This window comes from Luteolibacter arcticus, assembly GCF_025950235.1.
Classification (GTDB): Bacteria; Verrucomicrobiota; Verrucomicrobiia; order Verrucomicrobiales; family Akkermansiaceae; genus Haloferula; species Haloferula arctica.
In genome coordinates, this window is the sequence record NZ_JAPDDT010000005.1 from 97,034 (window position 1) to 113,465 (window position 16,432).

A 16,432-nucleotide genomic window follows, 5' to 3' on the forward strand; every position below is an offset into this window, starting at 1 on the left:
GACCAGAGCTTGGGCCCTCACGGGATCGCGAGCACTTCGAGCCGCACGAAGATTTGCGGATCCGGCCAAGGATTTCCGGTGAGAGATGCGGGCAGCGTGACTGGCAGCCAGCCGTCTTCCATGGGCGGCACGGGGCCGACGGTGGAGTCGAAAAGCGTGCTCGTCCAGGAACCAAGGTCATTCGAGGCCTTCACTTTCCACACCAGATCGGTCAGCGCCGGATCGAAGCGAAAGCGGAACTCGTGTCCGCCACCGTCCTTCACCAGCACCGGCAACAGATGCAAGACCGGCTCGTAGGGGCCGACACCGTGGGCATAGCGCATGATGTTGGAGATGCCGTCACCGGCCGGTGTCGCTTCGGGTCCTGAAACGGCCTCGTTGGTAAGATCGCCGCCGCTGAAATGCTCGCTGCGCCAGTAGGCATAGGTACCCGGTTCAACATCAAGCTCATCGCCTTCGATGGTGAAGTTGTCGAAGCGATTGTTACCTCCCGTTCCGCCCGCTCCCTGCTGGAAGGTGATGCGCACCGCGAAGAGTGGATTGTCATCGGCAGCCATGTTGCCGCGGAAGTCGAGCAACTGCAGCACCGGCGGCCCGTCCACTACGGTCACCGTAGTATAGGGAATCCACGTGCTCCCGTCGGTAGTATAAGAGACATTCTGGAGGCCCGCACCCTGGCCGGAGCGGCGGGTCTCATACTTCACCACGACGTTTCCATGATCAGTGGTGGGCAGCGCGAAGGTCAGCGTCGCGCCGAGCGGGGTGTTCACGCGGAGATGGTTGCCCGCGAGATCTCCGTCGCGGGCGTTCTCCGCAGAGAAGTCTTCACCATTGTCATCCTCCACCGCCGCCCCGCCGGTGAGGACCGGTGTGATCGTGCCCCCGCCGATCGTCTCGGTGACCTTGAGGAGATTGGCAGGATTGATGGCGTTGAAGTTCCAGTAGTGCATCAGCAACCCGGGCGGCGGCGTGGAGGCGGCAAACTGAGCGGGCGCGGACCACCGGCTCCAGCGGCCCGAGGTATCCCGATGCCGGACGCGCACGCGGTAGGTCTTGCCCGGCTTGGCTACGCCGTAGGGAATGCTCACTGAGCCCGGCGCGACGGTGGATTCGTTCGTCCAAATACTAATAATCTCGTACTTGCGCGGCGCACCAGCGACGTAGCCGCTGACTCCGGGTCCCGAAATTTCCGAGAGCCGCCATTGGGTCCTGGAATAGGTGCCCGCGCCCTGGGGATCGGCGAAGGCGGACGAGGTGAACTTCAGGTCGCTCGTCGGAAACGCCGGATCACCCGAGGCGGTGACAACCGGCCGCTGCGGGATCGCACTGTCAGCCGCATCCGCCACGAGGTACTGATAGCCATAGCCGAGCTGGTTGCCGTTGCTCACCGACCAAGAGCCGCCGGGCCACGCGTTGGTCCCGTAATCGCGGAGGTAGATCATCGAATCCTCGTGCGCCATGGTGCCCGACGAACCCGAACTCCGCAGCCAACGGGTCCAGTCACCGCCGATGCGGCTATCGGCATAGCTTGTGCGGTAGAAGTTTCCCTTGTGGTTCGTTTGGCCACTGGCGGCGCTGTCGGAGCCCTGCGTACGGGGGTGGAGATTCCACATGGCGGCATCGGCATCCGCCCAGGTGAGCGTCTGGCCCGCGGGATTCACGATCGAGGCGAACTCGTCGATGAGCTGGCCGAATTGGCCGCCACCGGGCGTGCTGTCACCGGCCACCAAGTCGAGGAGTTCCCGCGCGCGGTTTCGATACTCGAGCGCCAGTGCCGGGTTCTGAAGGATCGACTTGTAGGCATGGATGACGCCCGGGTAATCGGTGCCGTTGACGGACGTGCTCCAGTGGGTCTTGGCCATGAACATCATGTCCAAATCCCACGGCATCGGTACCCAGCGATTGTCAGTGGAGCGGTGGTAGAAGTAGTGATTGTAGCCGCCCCGGAGATCCACGTTGCCGGTCAGCCGGTTGAGCGCGTGGAAGCTGTAGTAGGCCTCCATGTCCATGTTCGCGCGCCACCAGGCCTCGGTCGGATCGCCGTTGACATGGGCGTCGCGGAAGGCGTTCCAGTCCGAAGAGTCGACCGGCTGGGTGACGCCCTGGTTCTTCTTGTCTCCCCCATTGCCCTCGATCTTGTAAACGCTGCCATCCGGCAGGCCGCGCTCGTCGAGGAATGACCCGTCCGGCTGCTCGACGGCGAGGTAGAGGCCCCAGAAGTCACCGGCGTACTGGCCTTCCGCATTGCCGATGGGGTCATTGATGATGGTTCCGGCAGCCGGTGTTTCGGTCGCCCCGCGGACGACACGGAAATGGTAGTAGTGGGTATTGGGAGACGGCAGGCCACCGAGCTGGAAGACCTTGTAGGAAGATGCTTCCTCGACGCCTGCCATGCCGCGGTGCAGCGATGCCCACGGGCTGGCGCAGGCGTCGCCGGAGAAGGAACCCCACTTCTCCGAGTAGTCCTCGCCGAAGTTGTTCATGGCCGGCAGGTCGCGGGAGCGGTTGAAGAAGAAGCGCCACTTGTTCTTCCCCGAGACGTAGGTCGAGGCCTCGCCGCGGTTCTTGAACTCGATGTGATCGTAGACCACGCCGTCGTACACGAAGGTTCCGCGGAAACGGATGGCATCCGAGCCGCTGCTGTACTGCGAATTGATCACATCGCTCCCATTCGCGATCAGCGAATAGACCGGCAGGTCATCCAGCAAGGTGCTCGGGAAGGATTGCAGGGTGGTCGAGCCGGGCCTGAAGGCTCCCTGCCACGTCGGCAAACCACCATAGACGTAGTAGGCGAAGTTCGGCTGCTGGTCGTCGGAGTACGGGATGGTGGCGGTGTTGCCGAGGTCATCGGAGAAGGTGATCTTGTAACGAACCAGCCGGCGATTCGTCTGCACGTTCGCGGGAAGGCGGACGGTGTAGATCGAGTCGCCCGAGGCAGCATCTCCGGTCAAACCGTTGTCTCTCATCTGCACCGTTGTCCACGAGGTGGCGTAGGCGGGATCGGTCAGGCGGATGTAGTTGCCGGGGTCGACGGTTTGGTAGGCGAGATTGACCGTGCCGATGCCGTCGGGATCGGTAACCTTCGCGGTGATGGTGACCTGCTGGCCGGCGACTGGGGTGACGGGTGAATGGACGACCTGGCGAATCTGCGGCGGGATGACGGCGGTGGCCGCTTTCACCGAATTCACGGCACCGGGAGTGGGCACCGCGGAAGTGTTCGTGGCGGAGAACAGCTCGAGATCCATCGAGAAGTCGCTGCTGCTGTCGCTGTTGTTGAAGGTGTGGACCGAGATCACGTTGGTGCCACCGAAGAGGAAGCTGTCGGCGTTGTTGATCACGTATTCTTCCCACGCGTTTTCATGGGCGACGGGCGAGAGGTAGGTGTAGGCGAGTTGGCCGTTGGCCACGTTCAAGCGGCGGACCTCGGTGCCATTGATCCAGACCACGCAGCCATCATCCACGCGGAGGCGCAGGCGAAGCTGTGACGGAATGGATCCCGCTGCCACCGTGAAGCTCTTGCGGAAGTAGACACTCCGGTAGCCGCCTGGCATGTCGGAGAGGGTGGTCATGATGCCGGGGTCGCCGTAGCCGATGCCCGTTTGGCCGGTGAACCACGAGCTGTCGTTGTACCCGTTGGCGCGCCAGGCATCGACCGGGCTGGAGGCCTCCTCGCTGCCCTTCTTGTATTTCCATCCGGTGGCTTGGCTGGCGATGTAGGTCACGGGTGGGACGGCCATGGAACCGGACGCGCGCCACGAGCCGCCGAGGTCATTATCGAGCCCGGGATGGAGCAGCTCGGCCGAGCTCCCGGAACCGTCCGGCCCGGTTGGCCACGGAAAGCCGACACCATACTCCACGCTATCCTTTTCCACACCGCCGCTGTCCTTCAATTCAATGCGCTCGCCAGTCGAGTTCAGCTTGCCAGTCCATGGTCCCAGAGCGGACTTGCCATACTTGGAAAGGATGACGGACGGCTTTTCCGCGACGACCAAAAAGCCGCCGGCGGGCAGGGAGGTCCCCCCCGGGAATGTAAACGTCACCGCACCAGAAAGCGTCCAGCCGGAGAGGTCCAGCGCGGCGTCACCCGGATTGTGGAGCTCGATGAAGTCTTCGACGCTGGTCTTGTCCGCCGGGCGGTAGTGAATCTCATTGATGACCGCCGTATTCGGAACCAGCGGTGTGGTGGCGAAGCTCGCTGAGGAAGCGGCCCAGGAGGTGCCTGCGGCGTTCACCGCCCTACTACGGAAATAGTAGGTGGTCTGTGGCGAGAGAGCGTTGGCGAAGTGGCTCAAGTCGCCACTCTGAACGCCGAGATTCACGGAAGACGACCACGCGGCGGGATTCGTTCCGCCATTCGAAGTGCCGTAGAAAAGCGTGACCACCGGTGGATCACCGCCATCTGCCGTGACTTCACCGCGCAGGCTGGCCGTGGTGCCGGTGATGCCTTCCGCAGCTTTATTCGTCACCGTCGCCAGCGCCACCACCGGCGTGGCGAAATTCGATGAAGCAGCCGCCCACGCCTGCCCACCGCTGTTCTGTGCAAAAGCGCGGAAATGGTAAGTCGAGCCAGAGGAAAGTCCGCCAAGCGCGGTGGTCGCGGAGCCGGAGAGCGGGCCAAGGCTGACCGAGGACGCCCAGCTCGCCGCGGTGGTGCCGCCGTCGGAGAGCCCGTAGTAGATCGTTACGGTCGGGATTTCTCCGCCGGTCGCCGTGACGTTTGCCCCGACGGTGGCGGTAGTCGGTGCGATGGCGGTGGCAGCTACATTCGCGACCGATGGCGGCAGCGGCGGGGTCTCGAAGCTGCCGGACGAGATCGCCCAGGACTCGCCGGCGACGTTTGTCGCCCGGCTGGTGAAGTAGTAGCTGGTGGCCGGTGCCAGTCCGCTGATCACGCCGGAATAGCTCCCGGTATGGGTGCCGGCGAGCGCCAGCGAATGCTGCCAACCCGCCGTCGCCGGGCCGCCATTTGCGGTGCCCCAGAAAAGGGTGATGGAGGGGGCTCCATTGCCGATATTGGACACTTGCCCGTTCAGCGTCGCGGTGGCGGTCGTAACCGCGGACGCGGACTGATTCACCACCGTGGCGGTGCCCGGCGGCACCAGCGAGGTCGCATCGAGCCGGATATTATCAAAATGCGAGCGTCCGCTGCCGCGTGACTGGAGCAGTACCCGGATCGTCTTTCCCACGGCGGCGGGATTATCCGGAGTATCGAAGACCAGCGCCGGAGCATCACCGAAGGTCTGCGCTGGCAAGCTGGAGGCGTTAAAAATACCGGTCGAATAGATGGCCCCGGTCGAGTCTGCCAGCAGGTACTGACTCTGGTTACCCGGCTGGGTAGTCCCGCCGCGATGGCCCGCGGCGACGGTCAGCGTGTAGCGGGTGTTCGACTGATAGGTGACGGCGAGATTCTGCCAGACGTCGTAGTTCAGCTCCATCCCGAGGTGGTCGTTGCCAGCAGCAGCGAAGCCCGCGACGTACTCCTCGAACGCATTGCCGCTACTCACGCCACCTGTGCCGGTCCACTCGGGACCCAAATTATGGGTCCAAGCCCCAGACACGTTGGCGTTTCCTTCAAACGAAGGGTCCCCGATCGAGACCGGAGCAGCGACAAGAGGACACAGAAGCGCAATCGCGATGCACGCGATCCTCAGAATGGGTTTCATGAAATCCTAGAAAAGGGCATTTCGGTCTTTAAAATGGCAAAAAAGTGTCCTCGTATGCCTTGAGTGACAATTACGACACTTTTGGAGACGTGTCCAATGCGCATTCGGGTAGGGGCGGTTCCTCTGCAAAACAGGGTGGAACGCCGGTGCCCGGTTGCTCAGGCTGCGGGCATGCTGAAAGTATCGGTGATCGGCGGGCTTCTGGCGCTCGCGCTTGGAACGCTCCGCGCGGAGGAAAAGCGGTTCGTTTTCGAGCGTCCGCTGATGGCCACCCGCTTCACCGTGACCTGCCACGGGGCAGACGAGGCCGTGGCACGGAAGGCCGCCGAGGAGGCCTTCGCCGCCGCGGCAGAGGTCAATCGCATCGCCTCCGACTACCTGACGGACAGCGAGTTGATGCGGCTGCCGACCGGCCAAGCAACCAAGGTCTCACCGGTCTTCGCGGAACTATTGGCCGCCTCGTTCCAATTCGCCAAGGCCACCGACGGTGCATTCGATCCCACGCTGGGCCCGCTGACGAAGCTGTGGCGCGAAAGCCGCCGCCAGCACCGGCTCCCGGCCGCCGATGACCTTGCCAAGGCGCGCGAAGCCAGCGGTTGGCAGCACGTCACCTGGGACACGTCCGCGTCCACGATTCTTCTGACCAAGCCCGGCATGCAGCTCGACCTCGGTGGTATCGCCAAGGGCTTCGCCGCCGATCGCATGCTCGCGGTGATGACGAAAGCGGGCTTTCCCCGCACCTGCATCGCCGCCGGCGGCGATCTGCGGCTGGGCGATCCGCCGCCGGGTAAAACCGGGTGGCGCGTCGGTCTCCAGACCTTCGACGAGGACCAGCCGGAGGAGGTCGTCGAGCTGGTCCACTGCGCCGTCTCCACCTCCGGTGACCTCCACCAGTTCGCGGAGATCGATGGCAAGCACTACTCGCACATCCTCGACCCGGCGACCGGCCTCGGGCTGACGGAACGCATCGCGGTGAGCGTCATCGCGCCGACCGCCACCACCAGTGACGCTCTCGCCACCGCCGCCTGCGTGGCTGGCGCGGAAAAGGCCGAAGCGGTCGCCCTGAAAGGCGGAGCGACGCGGGTGATCGTGAGGACGACCCGGTGAGTCCGGGCGAGGAGCGCGAGGTGTCGTTAGATCACTTTCCGGGCTTTGCCGGTGGACCCGGTCGGGTCACCTTCGCCGCGTGCCATTCCCCCCCGACTTCCTTTTCGGGACCGCCAACGCCGATCACCAGGTGGAGGCGCACGATCCGGCGCGCGAGGATGTCTGGGACCTGTGGGAACGTTGCCAGGGGCTGACCCCGCGCGGGCAGGGCACCGATTTCTGGAACCGCTACGAAGAGGACATCGCTGCGGCGGCGGCGGCGGGGTGCAAGCTGTTCCGCTTTTCGATCGCATGGGCGCGGGTCGAGTCGGCCGAAGGCGTGTTCGAGCAAGATGCTCTCGCCCACTATCGTCGCGTCGCCGGGTGCATCCGCTCGCACGGCATGCAGGTGATGGTCACGCTTCATCACTTCGTCTGGCCGGTGTGGCTGGAGCGCGAGCACGGCGGGATGATCGGCGAGCGATTCCCCGACCTGTTTGCCCGCTATGCCGCGAAGATGGCGGAGGCCTTGGGCGACATCGTCGATTGGTGGATTACCTTCAATGAGCCGAGCCAGCTCACTTTCGGCTACATCAAGCCGTGGTGGCAAAATCGCTACTACATGCCACCCGGCCTGCCGCGTGGCAGTGATGTGGATGCGGAGGCGGAGGCGGTGGGAAAGTTGATCCCGAACCTCTTTCGGGCGCATGCGAGAGCACGGCAGGCGATTCGCGAAAGGCATCCGGCGGCAAAGGTCGGAGTGAACCCGCTCGTTACCGGCTTTCCCACCTGGCTGCAGATGCTGATGGACTGGGGCGTCTGCCACCGCGGGCTCTCCGAGGCGGTTTTCAAGTTCACCACCAAGGGTGCGCTGGTCAGCGAGCGCGGCGATGTCGACCTCGTGATCGGCGGGGTGACCGAGGGCGACCCGACACGCTTTGAATTCAGCGACCCGTATCTGCGCACGGGAAAGGCGGTGCTGGTGCTCGATGGCTTCGCCGGCAACGACCTCGCCTCGCTCGCGGGGAAAGAGGTCGGCGTGGTGGCCATCGGCAACCAGCCGGAAGGCTGGCGGCGCGACCTGCCGCCCCAGGCTCGCAAGAAGATGTTTGCGAACTACGATGATGCTCGTACTTCGCTCGCCGCGGGCAAGGTCGCCGCGGTGTATGGCGACGCGTTTTTCCTGCTGCCCTTCGAGCTGAATTACCGCGAGCGGTTCCGCTTTCTCGCGACCGGCTTGAGCGACGAGCACTACGTGGTGGTCGCGCCACACGGTCACCAGCGGCTGATGGATCGCGTGAACCGGGCGGTGGAGCAGTTCCAACACGACTTGGAAATCGCTTGTAGCGTACCGTGGATTTCCCAGCCGGAAGTCGTGGTCAAGGAAGCAAATCGACCGCTGTCGCTTCACGAGGTCTTCAGCGGCGGCGACTCGCTGCCGGACCACCTTTCCACCAGCCGCGACCTGCGGCGAATCCGGCGGCGCGGACGATTGCGGGTCGGCCTGCGGACCGATGCGCCGGGCGTTTCCGCCGGCTGTGCGGAAGATGGCTTGGAGATGAAACTCGCCCGACGGATCGCCCGCGAGGTATTCGGCGACGAGACCAAGCTCGACATCGTGCCGCTGCAACCGGTCGAGCGGCTGGAAGTGTTAGAGAGCAAGTCCGGCTGGCTGAACTGGGCGTGGCGCTTCTGGGGCACCACCAGCCTGATCGCGAATGCGAACTGGTGGTATCTCGGCATCTCCGGGCGGCTGCCGGAGGAACTCTGCCCGGAGGAGGCGATCGGGGCGCAGGACTTCGTGGGTCTCGACTACTACTGGGGACTGCCGACGTGGCGGCTGAACAAGTTCCGTTTGTTAGAAGATGCCGCACACGGCCGGTTTCTAACAGCCCCGGTATGGCCGGAGGGATTGTTCCACGCGCTGCAACGTTTCCACCGCTGGTTCCCGGACCAGGAGATCCTCATCATTGAAAACGGCTGCGTTCCCGAAGCCGATGGCATGACCCGCGGTGACTACATCAGCGCGCACCTGGCCCAAGTCGAGCGGGCCTTGTCGAAGGGCGTTCCGGTGAAAGCTTTCACCTACTGGTCGATCACGTCCAACCGCGAGTGGGGCCACGCCTTCGATCCGAATACGGACTTCGGTCTCTACTTCGTGGATCTCGACAAGGATCCCACACTGACCCGTCGCGAGGCGGAGGGCTTGGGAGTTTTGCGCGATGCTATCGCCCACCATTCCTCGGGAAGGCCCAGTTCTCCGGTCGCGTAGCGACCAAGGATGGTAGCCGTGGACTTCAGTCCACGGGAAGGGCGCGGGAAACAGCGTGTCGGGTAGCGACACAGGAAACCGGATGAGAGCGGCCGTGATGTCGAATCGAGTCCGGCAAGATCGGACTCCTTTGTCGCTCTGCGACACCATGCATTGCGCGGGCTTTTCCGTGGGTTGAAACCCACGGCTACCTTCCTTGACCGCTACGCGGTAGTTACGTGGTCTGAGAGCCTTCGGTGATGGGCCCGGTCGGCATGATGAGCCGATCTACTCCGCGGCGGGTTCTTCCAACCAGTCCTCCCACCCGTGCCGCTGGCATTCCGCCGAAATCGCAGCACGGGCTTCCGGATAGCCTGCGCTCCGGAAGACTTTGCGAAAGTGATCGCGCACTTCGAGCTGGCGGGGCGGGTCCATACGCTCCACGGCATCGAAGAAGCCGGACCAATCTTCTGCCTGGTGGGCCTTGGTCATGCCTTCCGTGACGAACGCCTGCCTTGCGGTGACATCAGTCGTGCTCACCATCCAATCCCACAACGCGCCTTTCGAATCCGCGGCATCGACCGCTGCCGCCACGGCGGTCCAGAATGCGGTCCTTTCGTCGGTGGCATCGGGAGCTAGGGAAGGCACGCCTTTCAACAGCCGCCCGATCGCGGTGGTATCCTGCTTGTCGAAAAGCTCATCGTAGACCTCCTTGCGCATGCCGGGCGGCAGATCGTGGGTCAGGGCCGCCGCGGCGTCCGGATCTTTCTTCGCAAGCGCATTCAAGGAGCGGCCGAGGAAAGATTGGACCTTGTAGTCGTCCATTCTCTCCAGCTTCCTCCAATGCTTGACCATGGCCGGTGCCAATTCCGCGCCGTGATAGTTAATGGCATTGCCCGGGTAGTTGTGCGCGAACCGCGGCGCATGAAGCCGGCCCAGCCCTTGGACCGCCCCCTCCGGGTCCACCCGGCACCAATCAATGAGAAGGCTGATCGAGTTTCCGCCGACCTCGCCGTTTGAGCTGCGTGGGCCGGCCAGCAACTCGTCCCACGCGGCCCGGAAGTCCGCCCCGGTGGCGCGGAGAATCGGATTCGCCGTCGCTTCCTCTACTGTTGGCGTTGGGGAAGGCTTCGCGGGAGCAGGTGCCGCGAGGGTAGCAACCTGTGCGGGTTCGCTCCGGGTTCCACCGGCCAACCATCCGCCGACCAAAACGAGCGCTCCATGGGAGAGCAAAAGCAGTGCAGCGTGACGGGCTTCATCGGGTCTCCTCCTTCACGGATTGGGAAAGCGGCGAGGGAAGCCGGGCAATCCACTGCCGGGCCGCTTCGGGATCATCTCGCAGGTAGTCGGCGGAGAACGTCGCGGCGCTTGGAAGCTGCTTGCCATCCTGTTGCCAAAGACCCTGTCCGGCCAAGGCCAGCAGAACCTGCGCCTGCAGGGCGAGCGAAGTCCCGTTGTTGCGCACCAGTTTCGTCGCGCTTTGCAGGACCTCCTCCATCTGTCCGGTCTGGCGTGCGACCTCCAGGGCGGCGGCAGGATCGATGGGCATGGCGTCGTTCCAAGTCCGGCTGCGGGTTTCCGACTGGAGTATCTCAGGAACATTGGCGGCGATAGCGTCCAGCCGTCCGGTCAGGACCTCCTTGAACTTCCGCTGGCCGAGCAGGCTAAGTTGCAAGTCCTGCTCCCATGCCTCCCCCTGCCAGACTTCCATGCCATTTTGGTAGCTTTGCGAAATCTCCCGCATCACGAGTTGGCGCGCCTCCGCTTCGCTGTTGCCTTGCTTCAAGTACAGCTCGACGAGAGCCGCAGTGGCTTCCGCTGGCTCGTGGGCGACCCGGGCGAGTTCACGTCCCTTTTCGACTTGTCTCTGCTCCTCCTCCCATCGTCTCTGGAAAATCTCCTCGGCCGGTGTCCCGGCAACTGCGTCCAAGGCAAGCTTCGCTTTTTCCTGCCAATCCTCCTCTTCGCCAGAAAACGAGGGCCGTACGCCGCCCTCCCACCGCCAGTCCGAGTCCGGAGCGTCGATCCACCGGCTCGCAAATGACTGGAGAACCACGGTATCCCCGGAAAACTGGGTAAGCCACACGGCCGCATCCTCCACCCGGGCTTTGCCGAGTGCCCCTTCAAGGAATGGCTTCGTCTCCTTCTCACCGAGAAGGGCTAGAACCGCAGTTAGATCCGCGGCGTATGCGTCGCCGACGTGTTCCGCCAAGTCCCGGAGCGCCATGCTGCGGTTCCGTTGTATCCATCCGCGGTCCATCAGCGCGATCAATTCCCGCGGGGGAAGGGTCTTGGCAAAAGCGTCGAAAGGATCGCCCCAGCCCACGCGCATTTTCATCTGCCCGATCCACGCGGCGCAGGCGGCCGGATCCTCCTTCATCCAGCGCGCGACCAAGGCCCGGGCAAGCTCGTGGTCGTACATCTTCCCGGCATCCACGGCATCGAGTTCCTTTTGCATCGCAGCGGCCATGTCGGCGATCTCCGCGGCGCGCTGCGCGGCGGGGACATACACGGATGGCGTGCCGTGAGGCGGGCTCGGTGGCGGTGGCGCGGCCTCGTTCCGGCGCTTCATGACCTCGCTAAGCAGTTCGTGATTGTTGTAGGCCGCTAGCAGGTCCGCGGTGGACACACGGCGATCCTGACGAGGAGCCCGTTCCGATTTCGTCGCCAGTGATAGCGCCGGATCGGGGGCGGCCTCCGGATCGTCGTGGCCAAGGAACCACCACCCTGCCCCAAGGGCGAGGAGATGCGTGCCTATCAGGGTCACCGGGAGACGTGCCTTCATGGAATCGGGTCAGACGGTCGGAGATCCCGGCTGATTCAACAATTCCTGAATTTTCCCGGACTGCTATCGGTCGCCGTGACGAACGGTCAGCGTTTCGCCAAGGCCACCAGCACGGCCTTCTGGGCGTGCAGGCGGTTTTCGGCTTCCTGGAAGATCACGTCGGCGTGCTGTTCCAGCACTTCTTCCGTGATCTCCTTGCCGCGATAGGCGGGCAGGCAGTGGAGGACGATGTGACCTTCGGCGGCATGCGCCAAGAGGCCGGCATTCACCTGGAAGGGCCCAAAGGCTTCTTCCTTGTCCTGCTGGTCTTCCTGACCCATCGAGAGCCACACGTCGGTATTGATGACGTGTGCGCCCTTGGCGGCCACTGCGGGATCGGTGGTCACGGTGACATTCGGTGCGTCCAGCTTCGCGAGGAATTCGGCGGGCGGCTGATAGTCCGTCGGGGCGGCGACGGCGAGCTCGAAGCCGAGCCGCTTGGCCGCCCACATCCACGAGATGGTCATGTTAGAGAAGCCGTCGCCGATGAAGGCGATCTTCTTTCCCTCCCAGCCGCCGAGCGCTTCCTTCACGGTCAGCAAGTCCGCGAGGATCTGGCACGGGTGCTCATCATCGGTCAGCGCGTTGATGGTCGGGATGCCGGAGTACTGCGAGAAGTCCACGACATCCTGCTGAGCGAAGGTGCGGATGATGCATCCATGAACCATCCGCCCGAGCACGCGGGCGGTGTCCTTGATCGGTTCGCCGCGGCCGAGCTGGATATCGTTCTTCGAAAGGAACATCGGGAAGCCACCGAGCTCGCGGATGCCGACCTCGAATGACACTCGTGTCCGCGTGGACGACTTGGTAAAGATCATCGCCCACGTCTGCCCGGCCAGCGGCTGCTCATGACGACCGCGCTCCGCTTTCAAGCGGGTGGCATCTTCGAGCAACGCGGTGATCTCCGCGGCGGTGAGTTCTTCGATGGAAAGAAAATGGTTCATGGAAAGTGCCGGGTGATCAGTGATCGGTGACCAGTGAAGAAAGGGTGGCGCGGAAGATGGCGAGAGCTTCGTCGACCTCCTCGTCGGTGACATTGAGCGGAGGCAGGAGGCGAATGGTTTCAGGACCAGCGGGTGGAACGAGCAGGCCGGCTTCCAGCAGCTTGCCGCAGACGAAGGCGGCGGGGAGCTTGCCTTCCGGAACGGCGAACTGCGAGACATCGAGGCCGATGCCTAACAGCAGGCCGACGCCGCGGACTTCGGTGATGACGGGCAGTTGCCAGGACGCGATGATTTCGCGGATCCGCTGTTCCTGCCGCGCGACATTGGCGGGAAGATCCATCTCAACGACTTCCTCTAACACCGCGAGCGAAGCCGCGCAGGCAAGCGGGTTGCCGCCATAGGTGGTGCCGTGCGAACCGGGGCCCATCAGCGAGGAGAGCGCCTTGCCCGTGGCATCGACGGCGCGGTCGGAAAGCCAGAACGCCCCGATCGGGAAACCACCGCCCATGCCCTTGGCCCACGAGATGGCATCCGGCTGGATCTCGGGTGCGATGGCCCGCCATGCCATGGTCGGACCGCAGCGGCCGAAGCCGGTCTGCACCTCATCGAGCAAGAGCAACACGTCGTGTTTCTTGCACAGCGCCGCGACGCCGCGCAGGAACGCCGGCGTGGCGACATTCACGCCGCCTTCACCCTGCACCGGCTCTAACAAAACCGCGGCGGTCTCCGGCCGGATCGCAGCTTCGAGCGCGGCGAGGTCATTGAAAGGCAAGTGCCGGAAGCCGGGCAGCAGCGGATCGAAGCCTTCCTTCACCTTGTCCTGACCGGTGGCATTGATGCCGCCGAGGGTCCGGCCGTGGAAGGACTTGGTGAAACTCAGGACCTCGTACCTCGGCGATCCATCGAGCTGCGGCCGGGCGTGGCCGAACTTGCGGGCGGTCTTGATGAGGCCGTCGTTCGACTCGGCGCCGGAGTTCGCGAAGAAGACTTTCCCCGGCAGCTTCACGTGGTCTTCCACGATGACCCGCGCGAGTTCCTCCTGCTGCGGGATGCCGTAGAGATTCGAGACATGCAGCAAGGTGCCGGCCTGCTCGCGGATCGCGTGGACCAGCCGCGGCGGGCAATGCCCGAGCGAGCACACGGCGATGCCGGTGCAGAAGTCGAGGTAGGATTTCCCGGCATCATCCCACACGCGGGTGCCCTCGCCGCGGACGAGCGTGACGGGGAAACGGGCGTAGGTGGATAGGACGTGGCTCATGGGAAAGGGGCGGACGCTAGCGGTCTTCATGGTTTTGGCAAATCGGGAAATTGAACGGTATTGGAAGGATTCGGAGGCGAGATGACAGGCTCCGGTCGTCGCTTCGGACCCGCGGCGACCCGCCACGTGGCGAAGAGCGTCAGTGCGGCACCCGCCAGCTCGAGCGCGGTGAAACGCTCGCCGAAGAGAAAGAACGCGCCCGCCGCGGTGACGAGCGGCAGCAGCATCTGGATGGAAGAGCCCTGCGACACCGGCAGGGTGCGGTAGGCATTCGTCATCACGAGTTGGGAGACCCCGACGATGATCGCGGCGACGATGAGCCACAGGTGAGCCTGCGGTGGCAGCTTCACCACCTCGCCACCGCGGATCGGCAGCGCGAGCAGGATGCTGTAGAAGCACTGCGACGCGTAGATCGTGCCCGCGTGCTCGGTGGCCCGCAGCTTGCGGATGAGGACCACCACGATGCCGGCACCCACCGCACCTGCGAGCGCAATGCCATCCCACGCGGTGATGCCGTGCGTGGCATCACCGCCGACGAAAAGCAGCAGGCCGATGAAGCCCGTGATCATCCACAAAATCGCAGACCGTGAGACCCGCTCCTTCAACCACCACGCGGCGATGAGCGTGGCGAAGATCGGATAGGTCAGGTTCAGCACCACGGCACGCGAAGCGCCGAGCTCGGCGATGGTAAGATAGAAGGCGGCGATCGAAAGCGCCCCCACGATGCCGCGCAGTGCGACGAGCTTGCTGCCGACCAATGCTTTCAACGAAAGCCCGCGGCCGAACCCATACAGCGCCGCGACCAAGAGCATGCCGACCGTGCCGCGATACAGCGCGCCCATCCAGCCATCGGCGGCGGGCAGGTGCAGGCTGAGCGCGCGGAGCAGCAGCGTATTCGCTGCAAACAGGAACACGGACAGCAGCATCAGCACGAGGCCGCGCGGGTTATTGGGGTCGGGTGGTTTCATCGGATCATCGGTGGATCCGGAAACGGCAGGCCTGCGGGATGGGAATCATCTTTCCTCCGCCGGGCCCAGGGCCGCGTCCGGAGGTGGCAGGGTGCCATCAAGCTCCGAACGCACCCATGCGCCAAAGGGCGCGGGCGGCGAGTCGGAGATCTTTGCGAAGGTTCGCAGGCACGGCAGGGAAGTGGCAGGCGGGAAGACGAAAGTCAAGGCACGGCTGCGGCGTTTCGGCCGGACTGCGAGCCGCACCTGCTTTTCTCATTGCGGCGCGAGCTTGAATTCGTGCTCCAGCGCTTGAAAGAGGATCTCGCGGCTACGGGTCTTGCCGTGGAGCATGCGTGTGCCGCCGACCAGCAGCTTCGGCATGAGGTAGTTCAACTCGCCGCTGTTGGTGACATTCACCCGCTGGTAATCCGCAGCATCCGCGGCGAGGATTTCGGCGATCCACGGGTCCTGCAGGGCATCGGGCGCAAGGGGCTTTCCCATCAGCGTGGTCACTGCCGTCATGGCACGGGGCAGATCTTGCACGGGTCGCGCGAAGAGCGCGTGATGGACGGCGGGGAACGACTCCGGGTCGGTGCGCCAGCAGGCGAGCGCGAGCCGCGCCAGATCGCAGGCATGGGCATGGTCCTTCACATGCGCCGGCACGTTCGGATTGCAGGCTCTCTCGATCGGGCAAGGAAGCAGCACCACGCAGAGAGTCCGCGGATGCTTGCGCTCGAAGGCCAGCAGGTCCTCGTGGAGATCGCGGCAGACGTCGCAGGCGTAGTCGTAATACTTTACCACCACGTGCGGGGCGGCGGGATCGCCGAGGTGCGGCAAGGCGGCGACGTTGTATTCCTTGTTGCCGAGGAACGTCACCTTGCGGCCCGCACCGCGCGAATGCACCGGCTTGGTCGCGCCGGTATCCGGCGGCGAAGCCGCGAGCGTGATTTCCGACACGGCATGCGAGGCTGGCGCGGGTCCGAATACCTGTCCTGCGATCAGCACGGAAAGAGCGGCCAGCCCGGCAAGCGCGCCGTGCTTCGATGAACCCGGCCACACTTCCTTATCCGCCCTCCACACCAGCACCGCGGCGGTAAGTCCGATGAGATGGGCGGCCAAGCACCATGGGCAGAAACTCCGGAGGAGGAATGCCTGCACGATGGCGAACCACGCCGCCGCGCCCAGGAGACAGGTGGCGACCGCGGCGAGGGCCGAGCGGTGCGGCTTGAAGGTCAGCACCAGCAATGCCGCGTAAAGCGATAGCGATAGCGCGCTGACAGGGACCAGAAACCACTGCGACCAGCGTGAACCCAGCACGTTCGCGCAACCGGAAGCGGCACCGCAGCCGACGAGATAAGTGATCGAGCCCGTCGCTTTCTGAAAAAGAAGCCAGGCGCTCAGAAACAGTCCAACCATCGAGACCAGACGAAGAGCCAGCATGGAAAAAAAGGTCCGT

Annotated in this window: 9 protein-coding genes; 2 read left to right on the forward strand and 7 right to left on the reverse strand. The window is 64.2% G+C overall.

Going from position 1 to position 16,432, the window contains the following annotated elements:
• Positions 1–17: 17 nt before the first annotated feature.
• Complete coding sequence (locus OKA05_RS13565; protein ID WP_264487695.1) at positions 18–5,663, reverse strand: CotH kinase family protein; 5,646 nt, start codon at positions 5,661–5,663, stop codon at positions 18–20.
• Between the two features lie 171 nt (positions 5,664–5,834).
• On the opposite strand from OKA05_RS13565, the gene OKA05_RS13570 reads away from it, so the two are divergent.
• Together OKA05_RS13570 and OKA05_RS13575 are read left to right on the forward strand one after the other, a co-directional pair.
• Positions 5,835–6,770, forward strand: a complete 936-nt coding sequence (locus tag OKA05_RS13570; RefSeq protein WP_264487696.1) for an FAD:protein FMN transferase — start codon at positions 5,835–5,837, stop codon at positions 6,768–6,770.
• A 79-nt stretch (positions 6,771–6,849) separates the two neighbouring features.
• Entirely contained in the window at positions 6,850–9,021 is a 2,172-nt protein-coding gene (locus OKA05_RS13575; protein ID WP_264487697.1) for a family 1 glycosylhydrolase, read from the forward strand.
• A 267-nt stretch (positions 9,022–9,288) separates the two neighbouring features.
• Here the strand turns inward: OKA05_RS13575 and OKA05_RS13580 are convergent, their stop codons facing one another.
• From OKA05_RS13580 to OKA05_RS13605, 6 genes are all read right to left on the reverse strand, one after another.
• A complete protein-coding gene (locus OKA05_RS13580) occupies positions 9,289–10,233 on the reverse strand; it encodes a hypothetical protein (RefSeq protein ID WP_264487698.1) in 945 nt (314 codons plus the stop codon).
• Positions 10,234–10,255: 22 nt separating this feature from the next.
• Positions 10,256–11,785: a hypothetical protein gene (locus tag OKA05_RS13585; RefSeq protein ID WP_264487699.1), complete on the reverse strand. Its 1,530-nt coding sequence runs from the start codon at positions 11,783–11,785 to the stop codon at positions 10,256–10,258.
• 86 nt (positions 11,786–11,871) lie between these two features.
• Complete coding sequence (argF, locus tag OKA05_RS13590; protein ID WP_264487700.1) at positions 11,872–12,768, reverse strand: ornithine carbamoyltransferase; 897 nt, start codon at positions 12,766–12,768, stop codon at positions 11,872–11,874.
• 16 nt (positions 12,769–12,784) lie between these two features.
• Positions 12,785–14,026: an aspartate aminotransferase family protein gene (locus OKA05_RS13595; protein ID WP_264487701.1), complete on the reverse strand. Its 1,242-nt coding sequence runs from the start codon at positions 14,024–14,026 to the stop codon at positions 12,785–12,787.
• A 26-nt stretch (positions 14,027–14,052) separates the two neighbouring features.
• The gene (locus OKA05_RS13600) at positions 14,053–14,994 is read right to left on the reverse strand and encodes a DMT family transporter (RefSeq protein WP_264487702.1); all 942 of its coding nucleotides are present in this window, start codon (positions 14,992–14,994) and stop codon (positions 14,053–14,055) included.
• Between the two features lie 255 nt (positions 14,995–15,249).
• Positions 15,250–16,416 carry a vitamin K epoxide reductase family protein gene (locus tag OKA05_RS13605; protein ID WP_264487703.1) on the reverse strand — a complete coding sequence of 389 codons (1,167 nt, stop codon included), beginning with the start codon at positions 16,414–16,416 and terminating at the stop codon, positions 15,250–15,252.
• Between the last annotated feature and the right edge of the window lie 16 nt (positions 16,417–16,432).

Coding starts and splice junctions, on each gene's coding strand:
- OKA05_RS13565 (WP_264487695.1), bottom strand. CDS start 5,663: ATGAAACCCATTCTGAGGATCGCGTGCATCGCGATTGCGCTTCTGTGT.
- OKA05_RS13570 (WP_264487696.1), top strand. CDS start 5,835: ATGCTGAAAGTATCGGTGATCGGCGGGCTTCTGGCGCTCGCGCTTGGA.
- OKA05_RS13585 (WP_264487699.1), bottom strand. CDS start 11,785: ATGAAGGCACGTCTCCCGGTGACCCTGATAGGCACGCATCTCCTCGCC.
- argF (WP_264487700.1), bottom strand. CDS start 12,768: ATGAACCATTTTCTTTCCATCGAAGAACTCACCGCCGCGGAGATCACC.
- OKA05_RS13595 (WP_264487701.1), bottom strand. CDS start 14,026: ATGAGCCACGTCCTATCCACCTACGCCCGTTTCCCCGTCACGCTCGTC.
- OKA05_RS13600 (WP_264487702.1), bottom strand. CDS start 14,994: ATGAAACCACCCGACCCCAATAACCCGCGCGGCCTCGTGCTGATGCTG.
- OKA05_RS13605 (WP_264487703.1), bottom strand. CDS start 16,416: ATGCTGGCTCTTCGTCTGGTCTCGATGGTTGGACTGTTTCTGAGCGCC.